This is a genomic window from Streptomyces humicola (genome assembly GCF_024436035.1).
Classification (GTDB): domain Bacteria; phylum Actinomycetota; class Actinomycetes; order Streptomycetales; family Streptomycetaceae; genus Streptantibioticus_B; species Streptantibioticus_B humicola.
In genome coordinates this window covers 239415-254404 of the sequence record NZ_JANFNG010000004.1, presented here as the reverse complement: position 1 = coordinate 254404, position 14990 = coordinate 239415, and the positions used below count along the sequence as shown (strand labels likewise).

Here is a 14990-nt window from a genome sequence, read left to right as displayed (position 1 = left end):
AGAACCGGATGGAACTGCCGCGCATCGTCAGCGTCGACGACCATGTGATCGAGCCCGCGCACCTCTTCGAGACCTGGCTGCCGGCGAAGTACCGCGACCGCGGACCCAAGCCGCTCACCGCGGGCATCGGCGAACTCGCCTACGTGGGCGGGAAGTACCAGATCACCATGGACCCGGACGGCCCGCCGACCGACTGGTGGATCTACGAGGACCTGAAGTTCCCGTACAAGCGCAACATCGCCGCCGTCGGCTTCGACCGGGACGAGATGACGCTGGAAGGCATCACACGGGAGCAGATGCGACGCGGCTGCTGGGACCCGGCGGCCCGGCTCGCCGACATGGACCTCAACCATGTCGAGGCGTCGCTGTGCTTCCCCACCTTCCCGCGTTTTTGCGGCCAGACCTTCGCGGAGGCGAAGGACAAGGAGGTCGCGCTCGCCTGCGTCCGTGCCTACAACGACTGGATGGTGGAGGAGTGGTGCGGGGACAGCGGCGGCCGGCTGATCCCGCTCTGCCTGATCCCGCTGTGGGACGTCGAACTGGCCGTCGCCGAGATCCGGCGGAACGCGGCGCGCGGCGTGCGGGCGGTCACCTTCAGCGAGATCCCGACGTACCTGGGGTTGCCGAGTATCCACAGCGGGTACTGGGATCCGTTCTTCGCGGTGTGCGAGGGGACGGGCACGGTCGTCAACATGCACATCGGCTCCTCCTCACAGATGCCCGCCGCCTCCCCCGACGCACCCCCTGCCGTCCAGGCGTCGCTCAGCTTCAACAACGCGATGGCGTCGATGATGGACTTCCTCTTCAGCGGGGTCCTGGTGCGCTTCCCGCGGCTGAAGCTCGCCTACAGCGAAGGGCAGATGGGCTGGATCCCGTACGCGCTCGAACGCGCCGACGACGTGTGGGAGGAGCACCGGGCCTGGGGCGGGGTGCGCGACATCGTTCCGGAACCGCCGTCCACCTACTACTACCGGCAGATCTTCTGCTGCTTCTTCCGCGACAAGCACGGGGTCGCCTCGCTCGATGCGGTGGGCCGGGACAACGCGACGTTCGAGACCGACTACCCGCACGTCGACTCAACCTTCCCGCACACCAAGGAGATCGCTCTCGACCATGTGAAGGGTCTCGACGACGAGACGGTCCACAAGCTGATGCGCGGCAACGCCATCCGGATGCTGGAGCTGGACCTTGACCGGTGAGCGCAGCAGTGAGCAGCGGGGCCTGTGCACGCGGCGAGTCGTCGCGGTCACCGGCGCGGGCGCCGGCATCGGACGCGAGCACGCGCTCGCCTTCGCCGCGGCGGGCGCCCGGGTCGTGGTCGGCGACGTGGCGGCGCGTGACGCCGCGGAGGTCGTCGAGGAGATACGCGAGCACGGTGGCGAGGCCGTCACGCATACCGAGCCCATCGACACCTGGTCTGGTGCGGCCTCGCTCGTCCGCACCGCCCTCGACGCGTTCGGACGACTCGACGTCCTCGTCAACAACGCCGGAATCCTGCGCGACCGCATGCTCGTCTCGATGGACGAGGACGAGTGGGACGCGGTCGTCCGCGTGCACCTCAAGGGGCACTTCGCGCCGCTGCGCCACGCCGCGGCGTACTGGCGCGGGCAGGCCAAGGCGGGGCGGTCCGTCGACGCCCGCGTGATCAACACCACCTCGGGCGCAGGGCTGATGGGCAGTGTCGGGCAGGGGAACTACGCGGCGGCAAAGGCCGGGATCGTCGGCCTGACGCTGGTCGCCGCGGAGGAGCTGGGGCGGTACGGGGTCACTGTCAACGCGATCGCGCCGGCGGCCCGTACCCGTATGACCGTTGCGACGATGCCGGAGCTCGTGGCCAAGCCGGAATCGGGTTTCGACCACTACCACCCGGGAAATGTGGCGCCCCTCGTCGTATGGCTCGGCAGCGCCGAGTCGTCCGCGGTCACCGGGCGCGTCTTCGAGGTCGAGGGCGGCAGGATCTCGCTCGCCGACGGCTGGCGCCACGGACCGGCTGCGGACGCAGGGCGCCGATGGCGTCCGGAGGAGCTCGGCGCGGTCGTGGGCAAGTTGACCGACCAGGCGCCCGCTCCAGAACCCGTCTACGGAGCGCGGCCTTCGGGCCCCGGCGGACCCACGGGGTGAGTCATGGACCTGGACTGCAGTGAGGAGGAGGAAGCGTTCCGAGCCGGGTTGCGCGCCTGGCTCGGCGAGGTGCTGCCCAAGCTCCCGCCACCGCCGGACCCGTCCGACTGGCCGGGCCGCCGGGCCTATGACTGTGCCTGGCAGCGCATGCTCTATGACGCCGGATACGCCGGTCTGCACTGGCCCGCCGATGCGGGCGGGCGCGGTGCCACCCCGACCCAGCACCTGATCTTCCTGGAGGAGACCGAGCGCGCGGGCGCGCCGTACGTGGGCGCCAACTTCGTCGGCCTGCTGCACGCCGGGCCCACCATCGCCGCCGAGGGCACCGAGGAGCAGCGGCGCCGCTGGCTGCCGCCGATCCTGCGCGGGGAGGAGGTGTGGTGCCAGGGGTTCAGCGAGCCCGAGGCCGGCTCCGATCTCGCGGCGCTGCGCACGGCGGCGGTGCGCGACGGCGACGCCTACGTCGTCACCGGATCGAAGATCTGGACATCGCACGCCGAAGTCGCCGACTGGTGCGAGCTGCTGGTGCGCACCGATCCGCGAGCGCCCAGGCACCGGGGCATCAGCTGGCTGGCGATGCGGATGGACGCACCGGGCGTCACCGTGCGCCCGCTGCGCACGGTGGCGGGCTCCGAGGAGTTCGCCGAGGTATTCCTCGACGAGGTGCGGGTGCCGGTGGCCCATCGGGTGGGGGAGGAGAACGACGGGTGGCGCGTCACCATGGTGACCCTCTCCTTCGAGCGCGGTACGGCGTTCGTGGGGGAAGTCGTCGCGTGCCGGCGCACGCTGGGGCACATCGCGGCGGCCGCCAGGGCCAACGGCAGATGGCACGATCCGGTCCTGCGGCGCAGACTCGGGCGGCTTGCGGCGGAGTTCTCCGTCCTGTGGCGGCTCACGCAGTGGAATGTGAGCGAGGCGCAGCGGTCGGGTCCGGGGGCGGTGCCGGGGCCCGGCGGCTCGGTGTTCAAGCTGCGCTATTCGCACGCGCGGCAGGAGCTGTACGAGGCGGCGGCGGAGGTGCTCGGCGGGGGCGCGCTGGACGCGGACGAGGAGTGGACCAACGCCCGGCTCTCGTCGCTGTCGTACACCATCGCCGCCGGGACGTCGCAGATCCAGAAGAACATCGTCGCCGAGCGCATCCTCGGCCTGCCGAAAGGGCCGTGACGGATGGATTTCCAACTCACGGATGATCAGCGGGCGTTGCGGGCCGGGGTGCGTGAGCTGCTGGCGGGCCGCTTTCCGCGGGAGCGGCTGCGGGAGGCGGTGGACAGGGCCCGCGTGGTCGACCGGGGCCTGTGGCGCGAGCTCGGCGCGGCGGGGTTCTTCAGCCTGCGGATGCCTGAGGATGCGGGCGGGGCGGGGCTCGGGACGGCCGAGGCGGTGCTCGTCTTCGAGGAGGCGGGGCGCGTCCTGCTGCCCGGGCCTCTCGTGGCCACTCACCTCGCGGCGGGGCACGTGGAGGGGGCGGCGGAGGGCGAGGCGGTGGTGGCCGTAGCCGAGCCCGGCGTGGGCGGGACTGCGATGGTCGAGTATCTGGCGCAGGCGGACGCGCTCCTGGTCGGTACGGAGGAGGGCGTCCGGCTCCGTGTACTCGCCGCGGACGCCGCGGACGTCGCGGATGCTGCGTCCGCGGCGGCGCAGTGGGCGGTACGGCCGGTGCGGTCCGTGGATCCGTTGACGCCGCTGCACCGGGTGGCGGTCGGCGAGGCAGGCGCGCTCGGCCCGACTGGCGGCGGCCCGATTGCCGGCGTACTGGGCCTGCCTGTCGGGCGCTTCCGGCGGGAGGCCACGCTGCTCACGGCGGCCGAGCAGTGCGGCAGCGCCGCCCGTACCGTCGAGATGGCCGTTGAATACGCGGGCGTACGCCATCAGTTCGGCCAAGCAATCGGGACATTTCAGGCGGTCAAGCATCTATGTGCGGACATGTTGGTGCGTGCCGAAATGGGCCGGACCGCCGTCTACGCCGCCGCGGTCACGGGCGACCCGCAGGAGGCCGCGGCCGCCAAGCTGCTCGCCGACGAGGCGGCGGTGCGCAATGCCCGTGACTGCCTGCAGGTGTTCGGCGGCATGGGCTTCACGTGGGAGGCGGATGTGCATCTGCATCTGAAGCGGGCGTGGGTGCGCGTCGAGCGGTTCATGGGGGCGCGTGAAGCGGAGGAAGCTCTGGCTGCAGGGCTGTCATAATGGCCCGAATCGTGCGTGCGGTCAGCGGGTCCTCCAAGGCGTGGATGGAAATGCCTGATTTGCGAGGAATAAAGCGTGACCGAGCGTTGATATCGGGTTGTGTCCTACGTGTGACTCGTCACGGCACGGAGTCGAGGCCTGCCTCGGGTACGCTCCTTCGGGTGCGAGTGGTTCAAGGGCGCAAGCAGTGTGCCGGTGCTCACGTGGCAGCCGGTCCGCTCGTCTGCGCGGACCGGGGACGTGCTTCGAGCTGCGCGTTCCGCGCCTCCACTCCCCGTGGTGAGCGCGGCACAGTATGCAGCACGCATACCTCGTTGCGCTGGAATATGCCTGAAGCGCTTGTTGCGGTGACTGTACGTCAATCATGCTGTTTTCCGTCGGTGTCACAATCCGTGATGCCACGGAGGCGCGAGGCGATGTGTCCGCCGGTTCGGAGCGTGTGAGCGGTGCAGGTGCTTCAGGTGCAGTTGGAAGTCCTTCCTGACCCGGCCGAGGTCAGCCGGGCCCGGAGATGGGCCCGGTCCCGGCTCGCCGGTTCGGGGATAGGGGCCGACGAACCGCTGGCCGAGACGCTGCTCCTGCTGATCTCCGAACTGGTCACCAACGCCGTGGTGCACACCGGTTGTCCGGCCGTGCTGCGAATGCTCTTTCCCGGCGCCGAGACGTCGGAGGCGGGGCCGGTGCCGGGCGGCGCCGGAACGGTACGGGTCGAGGTCGCCGACAGCAGCGACCGGCCGCCGTCGCCGCGCCATGCGCGCGGCGACGACACCGGCGGGCGCGGCCTGGAGCTGGTCGATGGACTCGCCGACCGCTGGGGGTGGCAGCGCGAGGGGAGCGGTAAGCACATCTGGTGCGAGGTGGACCGCTCCAAGTCACAGGGTGCGCCGCTGATGGGCGGCATGTTGGACAAAACGCGCCAAATCTCGCTGAGGTGTTGACGTACCGTATCCGTTTGCTCACTCTAGGGAGTGGGGATCCGTTGTGAGGGGACGGCGAGGAGGCTTCTGGGGAGCCTTCTCGGCGACATGGCGGGTCACCGTCCGGCTGCCTGACCAGGGCCAGAGCGCCGGAGCCGGGTGGCGGTACGCGGTGCCGAGCTCGGGGTGTGCATGGGCGCACCGCCACCCTTGGCTTCTGGGGGTCGCGTTGCGGTGCTACTTGACCGCGACGGGCGCGACGGGGCTGCCGGTCGCGCCGGTGAACGGCTCGGGGGTCGCGCTGAGCAGGAATGCGTACTTCCCGTCGTCCGCGCATGCGGCGGCGAGCTCCTCGAGGTTCCAGTTCTGACCTTGTGGCATGCCCATCTCGACGAGGTGGAGGGCGTGCACCGGCATCCACAGGTTCTCGATCTCCGGCGGGAAGATCTCGAAGGTGAGGGTGTCGTTGGCGACGGCGGCGACATTGCGGGTGTGGAACCACTCGGGCGCGCGGATCGAAAGTCCCGGTGAGGGGTAGCCGTACGAGTGCTTGTCGCCGGCGAGGTAATGCCGCATCTGCCCGGTCCGCACCAGGACGATGTCGCCGGGGCGTATCCGTGTGCTCGCCAACTCCTCGGCGGCGTCGAGGTCGTCGGGGCCGATCGCGTGGTCGACGGGGAGGCGGTCGGCGCCGAGCGCGCGGGCCACGTCGAGGAGCACTCCGCGCGAGAGCACGTTTGTGATCTTCTCCATTCCGCTGAACTCGGAGCCGCCGTGGGCGGTGATGGAGTCCGCGGGGCGGCCGTTGTAGATACGGCCGGAGTGCGATGCGTGGGTGAGACCGTCCCAGTGGGTGGCTGCCTGCAGCGCCGTGGTGACGATGTCGTCACTGGTGGCGACGGTGCCGGAGCCGAACATCTCGAGGTTGACGGCGACCATGGTGTGCAAGGGGTTGACGCGACCGGGGATCACGCCCGTCTGGATGCCATCCTGCTGGAGGGGGAGGGCGAGCGGGAAGCGGCGGCCGGTGCGCACCGCGGCCGCGGCGGACCGCACGGCCTCGTCGGTGATGAGGTTGAGCGTTCCGATCTCGTCGGAGGCGCCCCAGCGCCCCCAGTTGTTGACTCGCTTGGCGATGTCGTGGAACTCCTGCGGTAGTGGCATCGCTTCCTCCCTCGCTTACCGGCGCCCCCGGGGCTAGAATCTAACGGTCCGTCAGAAACCGATGGAAGGGGCGGGACGTGACCGACTTCCTGGCCGGCAAGGTCATCGCGATCACGGGTGCCGGGCGCGGCATAGGCCGGGCCGTCGCGCTCGCCTGCGCGGCGGAGGGCGCGAAGGTCGTGGTCGGCGACTACGGCGTCTCGGTCGACGGCGGGGATCCGAGCAGCGAGATCGCGGCCGGTGTGGTCAAGGAGATCGAGGCGGCGGGCGGGGAAGCCGTCGCCGTGGCCGACGACGTGTCCACCATGGCGGGCGGAGCCAGGCTCGTGCACGCCGCCACGGAGGCGTACGGGTGCATCGACGGCGTGGTGTGCGTCGCCGGCATCCTGCGCGAACGCATGCTGTTCAACATGACCGAGGAGGAGTGGGACCCGGTCATCGCAACGCACCTGAAGGGCACCTTCACCGTCTTCCGTGCGGCATCCGCGGTCATGCGCAAACAATGCTCGGGGACGCTGATCGGATTCACCAGCGGCAACCACCAGGGCAGTGTCTCGCAGGCCAACTACTCCTCAGCCAAGGGCGGGATCATCTCCCTGGTGCGCAGCGCCGCCCTCGGCCTGCACAAGTACGGGGTCACGGCGAACTGCGTCGCGCCCGTCGCCCGTACCCGCATGTCGGCGAACGTGCCGATGGAGCTGAAGGAGATCGGCGAGCCGGAGGACGTCGCCGCACTCGTCGCCTATCTGCTGAGCGACCGGGCACGGGGGATCACGGGGCAGGTGTACACCGTCGCCGGGCCCAAGATCGCGGTGTGGGCCCAGCCGCGCGAGCTGCGCGCCGCATACGGGGAGGGGCCGTGGACGCCTGAACGGATCGCCGACTTCCTGCCCGGAACCGTCGGGGTCGATCCGATGCCGATGCTCGAACAACTGGAGGCCATGCGCCACGCGGCAGTCGCCGGCGCCCGTCCCAACGCGTCCGACGCGGTGCAGGGCTGAGGGTGAGGTCCGCGATGGATTTCGCATTCGGACCCGAGGACGAGGCCTTCCGCGCGGAGGCGCGGGCATGGCTCACCGAGCACGCGTCCGACGCCTGCGACGCCCGCGCATGGGAACGGGAGTTGGGCGCAGCCGGGTGGATAGGCCTCGGCTGGGACGCCGACTATGGCAACCGGAAGGCCTCCCTCGTCCAACAGGTCATCTGGGGCGAGGAGTACACGCGCGCCGGAGCACCGACGCGCGCTGGGCACATCGGCGAGAACCTGCTCGCGCCGACCCTCCTCGCGCACGGCACCGGCCCCCAGTGCGACCGCTTCCTGCCGCCCATCGCGCGCGGTGACGAGCTGTGGTGCCAGGGCTACAGCGAGCCCGGCGCCGGCTCCGACCTCGCCGGTGTGCGCACGGCGGCGGCACGCGACGGCGACGTCTACCGCATCACCGGCCAGAAGATCTGGACGTCACTCGCCCTGGACGCCGACTGGTGCTTTGTCCTCGCCCGCACCGATCCGGAATCAATACGTCACCAAGGGCTCTCCTTCCTGCTCGTCCCCATGGACCAGCCGGGCCGGATCCAGATCCGCCCGATCCGCCAGATGACGGGGACGAGCGATTTCAACGAGGTCTTCTTCGACGGCGCACGCGCCCGCGTCGAGCACCGCGTCGGCCCTGAGGGCGCAGGCTGGCGTGTCGCCATGTCCCTCCTCGGCTTCGAGCGCGGCGTCTCCACGCTGGTCCAACAGGTCGGCTTCGAACGGGAACTGGCGGAGATCATCGAGCTGGCCACCGCAAGCGGAGCCTGCACCGATCCCGTCGTACGGGCGGCGCTGACCCACCAGTGGGCGCAGCTGCGGACGATGCGCTGGAACGCCCTGCGCACCCTCGGCACCGACGACCCCGCAGCGCCGAGCATGTCCAAACTGCTGTGGGCAGCCTGGCACCAGCGGTTGGGCGAACTCGCCATGGCCGTCCGCGGCCCCGCTGCCACGGCCGGTCCGAAGCGCTGGTCCCCCGAGGATCCCTACGCCCTCGACGAGCTTCAGCACCGCTTCCTGTTCTCCCGGGCCGACACGATCTACGGCGGCTCCAACGAGATCCAGCGCACGATCATTGCGGAACGCGTCCTCGGGCTCCCGAAGGAGCCTCGCGGATGACCGGCGACGACCAGCACACCGAGCGGCGCCCTGGCAGGCACATGGGAAGTGCTGGGGACGGGCCCGCCTACGAACCGGCTCACGGCCTCCTCGCAGGACGGACCGTCCTGGTGACCGCCGCTGCGGGCACCGGGATCGGCTTCGCCACCGCCAAGCGCTGCGCCGAGGAGGGCGCCACCGTAGCCATCAGCGACCGCCATGAGCGACGTCTCGCCGAATGCACCGAGGAGCTCACCGCCACCACGGGCGTCAAGGCCGTCGCCGTTCCGTGCGACGTGACCGTCGAGGACGACGTGCGGCGGCTGTTCACCGCCGTCACCGCCGAACTCGGCGGCATCGACGTGCTGGTCAACAACGCCGGCCTCGGCGGCACCGCCGAGCTCGTCGACATGACCGACGAACAGTGGCACCGCGTCCTCGACGTCACACTCGGCGGCACCTTCCGATGCACACGCGCCGCCCTGCGGCACATGCGGCAGCGCCGCACGGGTGTGATCGTCAACAACGCATCCGTCCTGGGCTGGCGTGCCCAGACCGGACAGGCCCACTACGCCGCCGCCAAAGCCGGCGTCATGGCGCTGACACGCTGCGCCGCCATCGAGGCCGCCCCGTACGGCATCCGTGTCAACGCCGTCGCACCATCCCTCGCCATGCACCCCCATCTCGCCAAGGTGACCAGCGACGAGACGCTCGTCGAACTCACTTCCCGCGAAGCCTTCGGCCGGGCCGCGGAGCCGTGGGAGGTCGCGAACGTCATCGTCTTCCTCGCCAGCGGTTACAGCTCCTACATGACCGGTGAAGTCGTATCGGTCTCCTCCCAACACCCGTGAAGGGCACAGTCGAATGAAGCGGTACGGGCACTGGATCGACGGCCGGTGGCAGCACCCGGCCCAGGGGCACTACCCGGTCATCAACCCGGCCACCGAGGAGGTCGTCGGGCATGCCCCCGAGGCGAGCCCCGATGACGTGGACGCCGCCGTACGGGCTGCCCGCGCCGCGTACGAGGACTGGAGCAGGACCAGCCCGGCACAGCGCGCCGCCCTGCTCAACCAGGTCGCGGAGCTGCTGACGGAGCGCAGCGCGGATCTCGTACCGTTGCTGCAGGCAGAGACCGGAGCGACGATGCGGGTGGCCGGCACCATGCAGCTCCCCACTGCCGCCGAGCGGTTCCGCCGGTATGCGCGCGGGGCCACGGAGACGGACACCATCCCCCTCGCGCCCGTTCCCGTGAAGGCCTCGCCCCTCGCGCCCGGCGGCCTGATCGGCGCGGCCGCCGTGCGACGCCCTGTAGGCGTCGTCGGTTGCATCACCTCCTACAACTTCCCCATCGTGAATCTGGCGGGCAAGCTCGCCCCGGCGTTGGCGACGGGCAACACCGTGGTCGCCAAGCCGGCGCCTCAGGACCCGCTGACCTGCCTCCTCCTCGGTGAGATCCTCAAGGAGGCGGGTCTGCCGGACGGCGTGTTCAACGTGGTGACCGGATCCGGTGCGACCGCGGGCGAGGCCCTCGTCGCACACCCCGGCGTCGACATGATCAGTTTCACTGGCTCCTCCTCGGTTGGTAAGGCGATAGCGCAGGCGGCCGGGCGGACAATGAAACGCACCCTGATGGAACTGGGCGGCAAGGGTGCGGCCATCGTCCTCGAGGACCTGCCGGATGCGGCGCTCAACTCGGCTGTCAGCGCTGTCGGTTCGACATGGGCATTCCACAGTGGGCAGATCTGCACGGCGCCGACCCGTGTGCTCGTGCATCGCGCGCTGTACGAGAAGGTCGTCGACTCCCTTTCACAGTACGCGCGGGCACTGACAATCGGTGACCCTGTGGACAAGTCCACCGTCGTGGGCCCGCTGATCAGCGCTGCCCAACGCGACCGGGTCGAGGCGTACATCGCATCCGCCCGCGAACAGGGCGCCCGCATCGTCACAGGTGGCGTCCGCCCCGACCTGAAGCCCGGCTTCTATGTCGCGCCCACGCTCGTCAGCGACGCAAGCCCCGGCATGGGCGTCGCCCAGGAGGAGATCTTCGGGCCCGTCGTCGTCGCGCTCTCCTTCGACACCGAAGAGGAGGCCGTCGAGATCACCAACGGCACGCCGTACGGCCTTTACGACTACGTCTTCTCCGGCGACGCCGGCCGCGCCTGGAATCTTGCCGGACGGCTGCGCAGCGGGAACGTCGGCATCAACACCGTGCAGCGGCATCCGGAAACCCCCTTCGGCGGCTTCAAGGACAGCGGCGTCGGACGCGACGGCGGTTCCTTCGGCCTGCACGCGTACAGCGAACTCCAGTCCGTCGTCTGGCCTTCCTGAGGGGGCAGTGAGACATGAGAGGCGTCATCTTCGACGGCAAGCAGACGCACGTCGTCGACGACCTGGACGTGCGTCAACCCGGACCGGGCGAGGTCCGCGTGCGCATCCAGGCCGCCGGCCTGTGCCACAGCGACCTGTCCGTCGTCGACGGAACGATTCCCTTCCCGGTCCCCGTCGTTCTCGGCCACGAGGGAGCGGGCATCGTCGAGTCGGCCGGCGCCGGCGTGACCCATGTGGCTCCCGGCGACCACGTTGCCCTGTCCACCCTCGCCAACTGCGGAACATGCGCCGACTGCGATCGTGGCCGCCCCACCATGTGCCGCAAAGCCATCGGCCGCCCCGGACAACCGTTCACGCGTGCGGGTGAAACGCTCTACTCGTTCGCCTCCAACTCCGCCTTCGCGGAACGTACGATCGTCAAGGCGGTGCAAGCGGTCCCCATCCCCAGCGACATACCTTTCACGTCCGCCGCGCTCATTGGCTGCGGAGTCGTGACCGGCGTCGGCGCGGTGCTCAACCGTGCCCGCGTCGAGCGCGGTGATTCCGTCGTGGTCATCGGCGCGGGCGGTATCGGCCTCAACGTCATCCAGGGCGCACGGATCGCCGGCGCGCTGCGGATCGTTGCCGTCGACGCCAACCCGGCGAAGGAAGCGGCGGCGCGCCTGTTCGGCGCCACCGACTTCGTCGATGCGTCCGCGGTCGACGACGCCGTGTCCGCCGTCCGCCGACTGCTGCCGCACGGCGCCGATCATTCGTTCGAGTGCGTCGGGCGTGTCACGCTGATACGCCAGGCCATCGACCTGCTCGACCGGCACGGCCAGGCGGTGCTGCTCGGCGTGCCGCCGGCCACGGCCGAGGCGTCCTTTCTCGTCTCGGCGATGTATCTCGACAAGTCGATACTCGGTTGCCGTTACGGGTCCTCGCGGCCGCAGCACGACATCGCGCTCTATGCGCAGCTGTACCGCGAGGGACGCCTTCTCCTCGACGAACTGGTCACCAAGGCCTATCCGGTCGAGGATTTCGACAAGGCCGCCGAGGACACCCTCCACGGCCGGGTAGCGCGATCCGTCCTGACGTTCTGAGGGACCGCCTACTCCCCGGGCAGTCGGACTTCGTGGCCCGATCCTTACGTATCCTGGCCTTCGGGCCACTCGTTCCGGCCAAACGGCTCACACAGGATGGTCGGCGTGACGCAGACATCCCCAGAGCCGACAGGCACCGAGAACACTGTCCGCGCCCGGACCGCCGTGCGGCGCTCGCGCATCCACCGCGCCTGGTGGATCGCGGTCGTCGTTTTTCTGACGCTCGTCGGCGCCGCCGGATTCCGCGCGGTGCCCAGCGTGATGATCGACCCACTGCACAAGGAATTCGGCTGGTCGGACGCCACCATCAGCTCAGCCGTCTCCATCAACCTGGTGCTCTACGGGCTGACCTCGCCCTTCGCCGCCGCACTGATGGATCGTTTCGGCATCCGCAAAGTGGTCACCTGCGCACTGCTGCTCGTCAGCGCCGGAAGCGGCCTGACCGTCTTCATGGAGGGCAAGCTGGCAACTCCTGCTGTGCTGGGGTGTCCTGGTCGGCCTCGGCACCGGATCGATGGCGCTGGCCTTTGTGGGGACCATCACCAGTCGCTGGTTCGTGGGGCGGCGCGGCCTCGTCTCGGGCGTGCTGACGGCGGGCGGTGCGGCCGGCCAACTGGTCTTCCTGCCCCTCGTCTCCGCGATCATCAGCGGTCACGGCTGGCGCACCGCCTCCCTCGTGGTCTCCTTCGCGGCTCTCGCCGTCGTACCGCTCGTGGTGTGGATGCTGCGCGACCGCCCGCAGGACATCGGCCTGCAGCCGTACGGGGCCGATCCGGCCCGCCCCGTGCCCGTACCGCCCCGGCAGTCGGGCGCGGCCGTGCGGGCCGTGCGGGCTCTGCTGAGCGCCGCGCGGACCAAGCCGTTCTGGCTGCTCGCCGGCACCTTCGCCATCTGCGGGGCCTCGACGAACGGCCTGGTCGGCACGCACTTCGTCCCGGCCGCGTGTGACCACGGCATGCCGCAGACGACGGCTGCGAGCCTGCTCGCCGTCATCGGTGTCTTCGACATCGCGGGCACGATCGCGTCGGGCTGGTTCACCGACCGCTTCGACACGCGCCGACTGCTCGCCGTCTACTACGCGCTGCGCGGCCTGTCGCTGATCTTTCTGCCGATGCTCTTCGCCGCCACCGTGCAACCGCCGATGCTGTTCTTCATCATCTTCTACGGCCTCGACTGGGTGGCCACCGTGCCGCCGACGCTCGCGCTGTGCCGGGCGCACTTCGGCGAGGACGGGCCCATCGTCTTCGGCTGGGTGCTCGCCTCCCACCAGGTCGGTGCGGCGCTCGTCGCCTTCCTGGCGGGCGTGGTGCGCGACACCTTCGGAAGTTACGACCTCGCCTGGTACTGCTCGGGAGCACTGTGCGCCGTAGCGGCGTTGATGGCTCTGGTGATCCGTCGGCGAGGGGCAGGGCCTGGGACCGTAGGGATCGCGGCGCCTGCAGCCGCGGCCTGAGAGGCGGCTTGTTCGCTCACGGGGTGAACCGCCCGAAGCGGCCCCGGTGGAAGAGCAATGGGGCGGGCTCGGACGGCGCTTCCACTGTGTCTGTCGTGCCCAGGGCGTCCACGCGGCCGACGACGATCAGGTGGTCGCCGCCGGTGTGGACGGCGTGGATGGTGCAGTCGACCCACGCCAGGACGCCCGCCAGGCGCGGCGCGCCGCTTGCGGGGGCGGGGCTCCACGCGACGCCTGCGAACTTATCCGGATTGTCCGCGCCGCTCACGGCGAAGGAACGGCACAACTCGCCCTGGTCGGCGCCGAGGATGTTGACGCAGAAGACTCCGGCCTGCGCTATCCGCGGCCAGCTGGTCGAGGTGCGGGCCACCATGAAGGCGACGAGCGGCGGCTCCAGGGAGAGGGATGCAAAGGACTGGCAGGCGAAGCCCGCCGGAGGCGTGTGCGAGTCGGCGGCGGGTGCGGTGATAATCGTGACGCCGCTTGCGAAGTGGCCGAGCACGCGCCGGAACTCACCCGTGTCGAGCGGCGCGCGTTCGTTCTCGCGCACCGCGCGCAGCTCCGGCGGAGGCAGTGCTTCCACGGGGGCAGCGGAGGTCGCCGCGCCGACCGACCGGAGGTAGCGGACGGCGGCGACCGCCATCTCTGCATGTCCCATCACGCATCCATTTAAACTGACGATACGTCAGGTAGGAAGGGTGTGGAGGCGGGCAATTCCGAGGTCACCGGCCCCGGAAACGCGGGGCGCGGCGCTCCATGAAGCTGCGGACCCCTTCCTGTGCGTCCGCCGTGGTCATATTGACCTCCTGGGCGGCGGATTCGGCGGTGAAGGCGGCAGCTCGCCCGCCGTCGAGAGATGAGTTGATCAGCTGCTTCGTCAGTGCCAGCGCGCGTGTGGGGCTGCAGGCGAGACGTTCGGCCCACGTACGGGTGGTTTTTTCCAGATCGCCGATGGGGACGACACGGTTCACCAGGCCAAGGCGTTCGGCCGCCGGGGCGGGGAGGTCGTCGCCGAAGAACATCAGTTCCTTCGTGCGCTGGGGGCCGATCAGGCGCGGCAGCAGATACGTTCCGCCGCCGTCGGGGACAAGACCGCGGCGGACGAACACCTCGATGAACCGTGCGCTGTCCGCCGCGAGGACCAGATCGCAGGCGAAGGCGAGGTGCGCCCCGATTCCGGCCGCCGTCCCGTTGACCGCCGCGATCACCGGCTTCTCGCAGTCCTGGACGGCAGCGATGAGGCGCTGAGCACCGAGGCGGATCGTACGGGCCACATCACCCGCGACACGCGCCTCCTGTGACGCGGCCCCGCCGCTCAGGTCGGCTCCCGCGCAGAAGGCGCGGCCCCTCGCGGCGATCACGACGGCGCGGATCCCCGGGTCTGCGGATGCCTCGTCCAGCAGCGTTATCACGCGTTCCCGCTGCGCCCAGGTGAGCGCGTTGAGGGCCTCCGGGCGGTTCAGCGTGATCCACGAGACGGCGTTGTCAGTGGCGTGGAGTACAAGTGAATCAAGGGAATTCCCCAGCGGGACCGGGGAGTTCGAGGGGGCACTGGAGGGGGAGTCGGCCATGGATGTCCTTCGGAGGGTCGTGCTCGCGGTGGCCCGCGG

At 70.1% G+C, this 14990-nt stretch carries 14 protein-coding genes and 1 pseudogene; 11 read left to right on the top strand and 4 right to left on the bottom strand.

All coding sequences use genetic code 11. The features are described 5' to 3' along the window. The first annotated feature begins 8 nt into the window (after positions 1-8). The 5 genes from NGB36_RS08900 (at position 9) to NGB36_RS08880 (ending at position 5243) form a co-directional block, all read left to right on the top strand. Positions 9-1199: an amidohydrolase family protein gene (locus tag NGB36_RS08900; protein WP_255919601.1), complete on the top strand. Its 1191-nt coding sequence runs from the start codon at positions 9-11 to the stop codon at positions 1197-1199. Next, entirely contained in the window at positions 1189-2121 is a 933-nt protein-coding gene (locus NGB36_RS08895; protein ID WP_255919600.1) for an SDR family oxidoreductase, read from the top strand. Before NGB36_RS08900 ends, NGB36_RS08895 begins: the two co-directional genes overlap by 11 nt. Before the next feature lie 3 nt (positions 2122-2124). Further along, positions 2125-3285: an acyl-CoA dehydrogenase family protein gene (locus NGB36_RS08890; protein ID WP_255919599.1), complete on the top strand. Its 1161-nt coding sequence runs from the start codon at positions 2125-2127 to the stop codon at positions 3283-3285. Positions 3286-3288: 3 nt separating this feature from the next. After that, a complete protein-coding gene (locus NGB36_RS08885; RefSeq protein ID WP_255919598.1) occupies positions 3289-4305 on the top strand; it encodes an acyl-CoA dehydrogenase family protein in 1017 nt (338 codons plus the stop codon). Between the two features lie 446 nt (positions 4306-4751). Further along, complete coding sequence (locus NGB36_RS08880; protein ID WP_255919597.1) at positions 4752-5243, top strand: ATP-binding protein; 492 nt, start codon at positions 4752-4754, stop codon at positions 5241-5243. Between the two features lie 216 nt (positions 5244-5459). Here NGB36_RS08880 and NGB36_RS08875 read toward each other — a convergent pair whose 3' ends face one another. Further along, entirely contained in the window at positions 5460-6386 is a 927-nt protein-coding gene (locus NGB36_RS08875) for a cyclase family protein (RefSeq protein WP_255919596.1), read from the bottom strand. 77 nt (positions 6387-6463) lie between these two features. Between NGB36_RS08875 and NGB36_RS08870 the strand changes: the two genes are divergently transcribed. Genes NGB36_RS08870 through NGB36_RS08850 form a run of 5 tightly spaced genes read left to right on the top strand, consistent with a single transcriptional unit; the run spans position 6464 to position 11927 of the window. After that, the gene (locus NGB36_RS08870) at positions 6464-7387 is read left to right on the top strand and encodes an SDR family oxidoreductase (protein WP_255919595.1); all 924 of its coding nucleotides are present in this window, start codon (positions 6464-6466) and stop codon (positions 7385-7387) included. 14 nt (positions 7388-7401) lie between these two features. Then, the gene (locus NGB36_RS08865) at positions 7402-8538 is read left to right on the top strand and encodes an acyl-CoA dehydrogenase family protein (RefSeq protein WP_255919594.1); all 1137 of its coding nucleotides are present in this window, start codon (positions 7402-7404) and stop codon (positions 8536-8538) included. A gap of 41 nt (positions 8539-8579) precedes the next feature. Beyond that, on the top strand, positions 8580-9368 hold the full coding sequence (locus NGB36_RS08860) for an SDR family oxidoreductase (RefSeq protein WP_255919653.1): 789 nt from the start codon (positions 8580-8582) through the stop codon (positions 9366-9368). Positions 9369-9381: 13 nt separating this feature from the next. Next, the gene (locus tag NGB36_RS08855; RefSeq protein ID WP_255919593.1) at positions 9382-10845 is read left to right on the top strand and encodes an aldehyde dehydrogenase family protein; all 1464 of its coding nucleotides are present in this window, start codon (positions 9382-9384) and stop codon (positions 10843-10845) included. 14 nt (positions 10846-10859) lie between these two features. Then, entirely contained in the window at positions 10860-11927 is a 1068-nt protein-coding gene (locus NGB36_RS08850) for a Zn-dependent alcohol dehydrogenase (RefSeq protein WP_255919592.1), read from the top strand. 44 nt (positions 11928-11971) lie between these two features. Here NGB36_RS08850 and NGB36_RS33715 read toward each other — a convergent pair whose 3' ends face one another. Next, positions 11972-12253, bottom strand: coding sequence for a hypothetical protein (locus NGB36_RS33715; RefSeq protein WP_372509396.1), 282 nt, complete (start codon positions 12251-12253; stop codon positions 11972-11974). On the opposite strand from NGB36_RS33715, the pseudogene NGB36_RS08845 reads away from it, so the two are divergent. Continuing rightward, a pseudogene (locus tag NGB36_RS08845) lies at positions 12144-13380 on the top strand (MFS transporter). The gene NGB36_RS33715 and the pseudogene NGB36_RS08845 overlap by 110 nt on opposite strands. Positions 13381-13396: 16 nt before the next feature. On the opposite strand, the gene NGB36_RS08840 reads toward NGB36_RS08845, so the two are convergent. Beyond that, a complete protein-coding gene (locus tag NGB36_RS08840) occupies positions 13397-14038 on the bottom strand; it encodes a flavin reductase family protein (RefSeq protein ID WP_255919591.1) in 642 nt (213 codons plus the stop codon). A gap of 64 nt (positions 14039-14102) precedes the next feature. Continuing rightward, positions 14103-14951 (bottom strand): enoyl-CoA hydratase/isomerase family protein, encoded by an 849-nt coding sequence (locus NGB36_RS08835; protein WP_255919590.1) that lies wholly within the window; start codon positions 14949-14951, stop codon positions 14103-14105. Positions 14952-14990 lie beyond the last annotated feature (39 nt).

Coding starts and splice junctions, on each gene's coding strand:
- NGB36_RS08900 (WP_255919601.1), top strand. CDS start 9: ATGGAACTGCCGCGCATCGTCAGCGTCGACGACCATGTGATCGAGCCC.
- NGB36_RS08890 (WP_255919599.1), top strand. CDS start 2,125: ATGGACCTGGACTGCAGTGAGGAGGAGGAAGCGTTCCGAGCCGGGTTG.
- NGB36_RS08885 (WP_255919598.1), top strand. CDS start 3,289: ATGGATTTCCAACTCACGGATGATCAGCGGGCGTTGCGGGCCGGGGTG.
- NGB36_RS08875 (WP_255919596.1), bottom strand. CDS start 6,386: ATGCCACTACCGCAGGAGTTCCACGACATCGCCAAGCGAGTCAACAAC.
- NGB36_RS08865 (WP_255919594.1), top strand. CDS start 7,402: ATGGATTTCGCATTCGGACCCGAGGACGAGGCCTTCCGCGCGGAGGCG.
- NGB36_RS08860 (WP_255919653.1), top strand. CDS start 8,580: ATGGGAAGTGCTGGGGACGGGCCCGCCTACGAACCGGCTCACGGCCTC.
- NGB36_RS08855 (WP_255919593.1), top strand. CDS start 9,382: ATGAAGCGGTACGGGCACTGGATCGACGGCCGGTGGCAGCACCCGGCC.
- NGB36_RS08850 (WP_255919592.1), top strand. CDS start 10,860: ATGAGAGGCGTCATCTTCGACGGCAAGCAGACGCACGTCGTCGACGAC.
- NGB36_RS33715 (WP_372509396.1), bottom strand. CDS start 12,253: ATGGAGACGGCTGAGCTGATGGTGGCGTCCGACCAGCCGAATTCCTTG.
- NGB36_RS08840 (WP_255919591.1), bottom strand. CDS start 14,038: ATGGGACATGCAGAGATGGCGGTCGCCGCCGTCCGCTACCTCCGGTCG.
- NGB36_RS08835 (WP_255919590.1), bottom strand. CDS start 14,951: ATGGCCGACTCCCCCTCCAGTGCCCCCTCGAACTCCCCGGTCCCGCTG.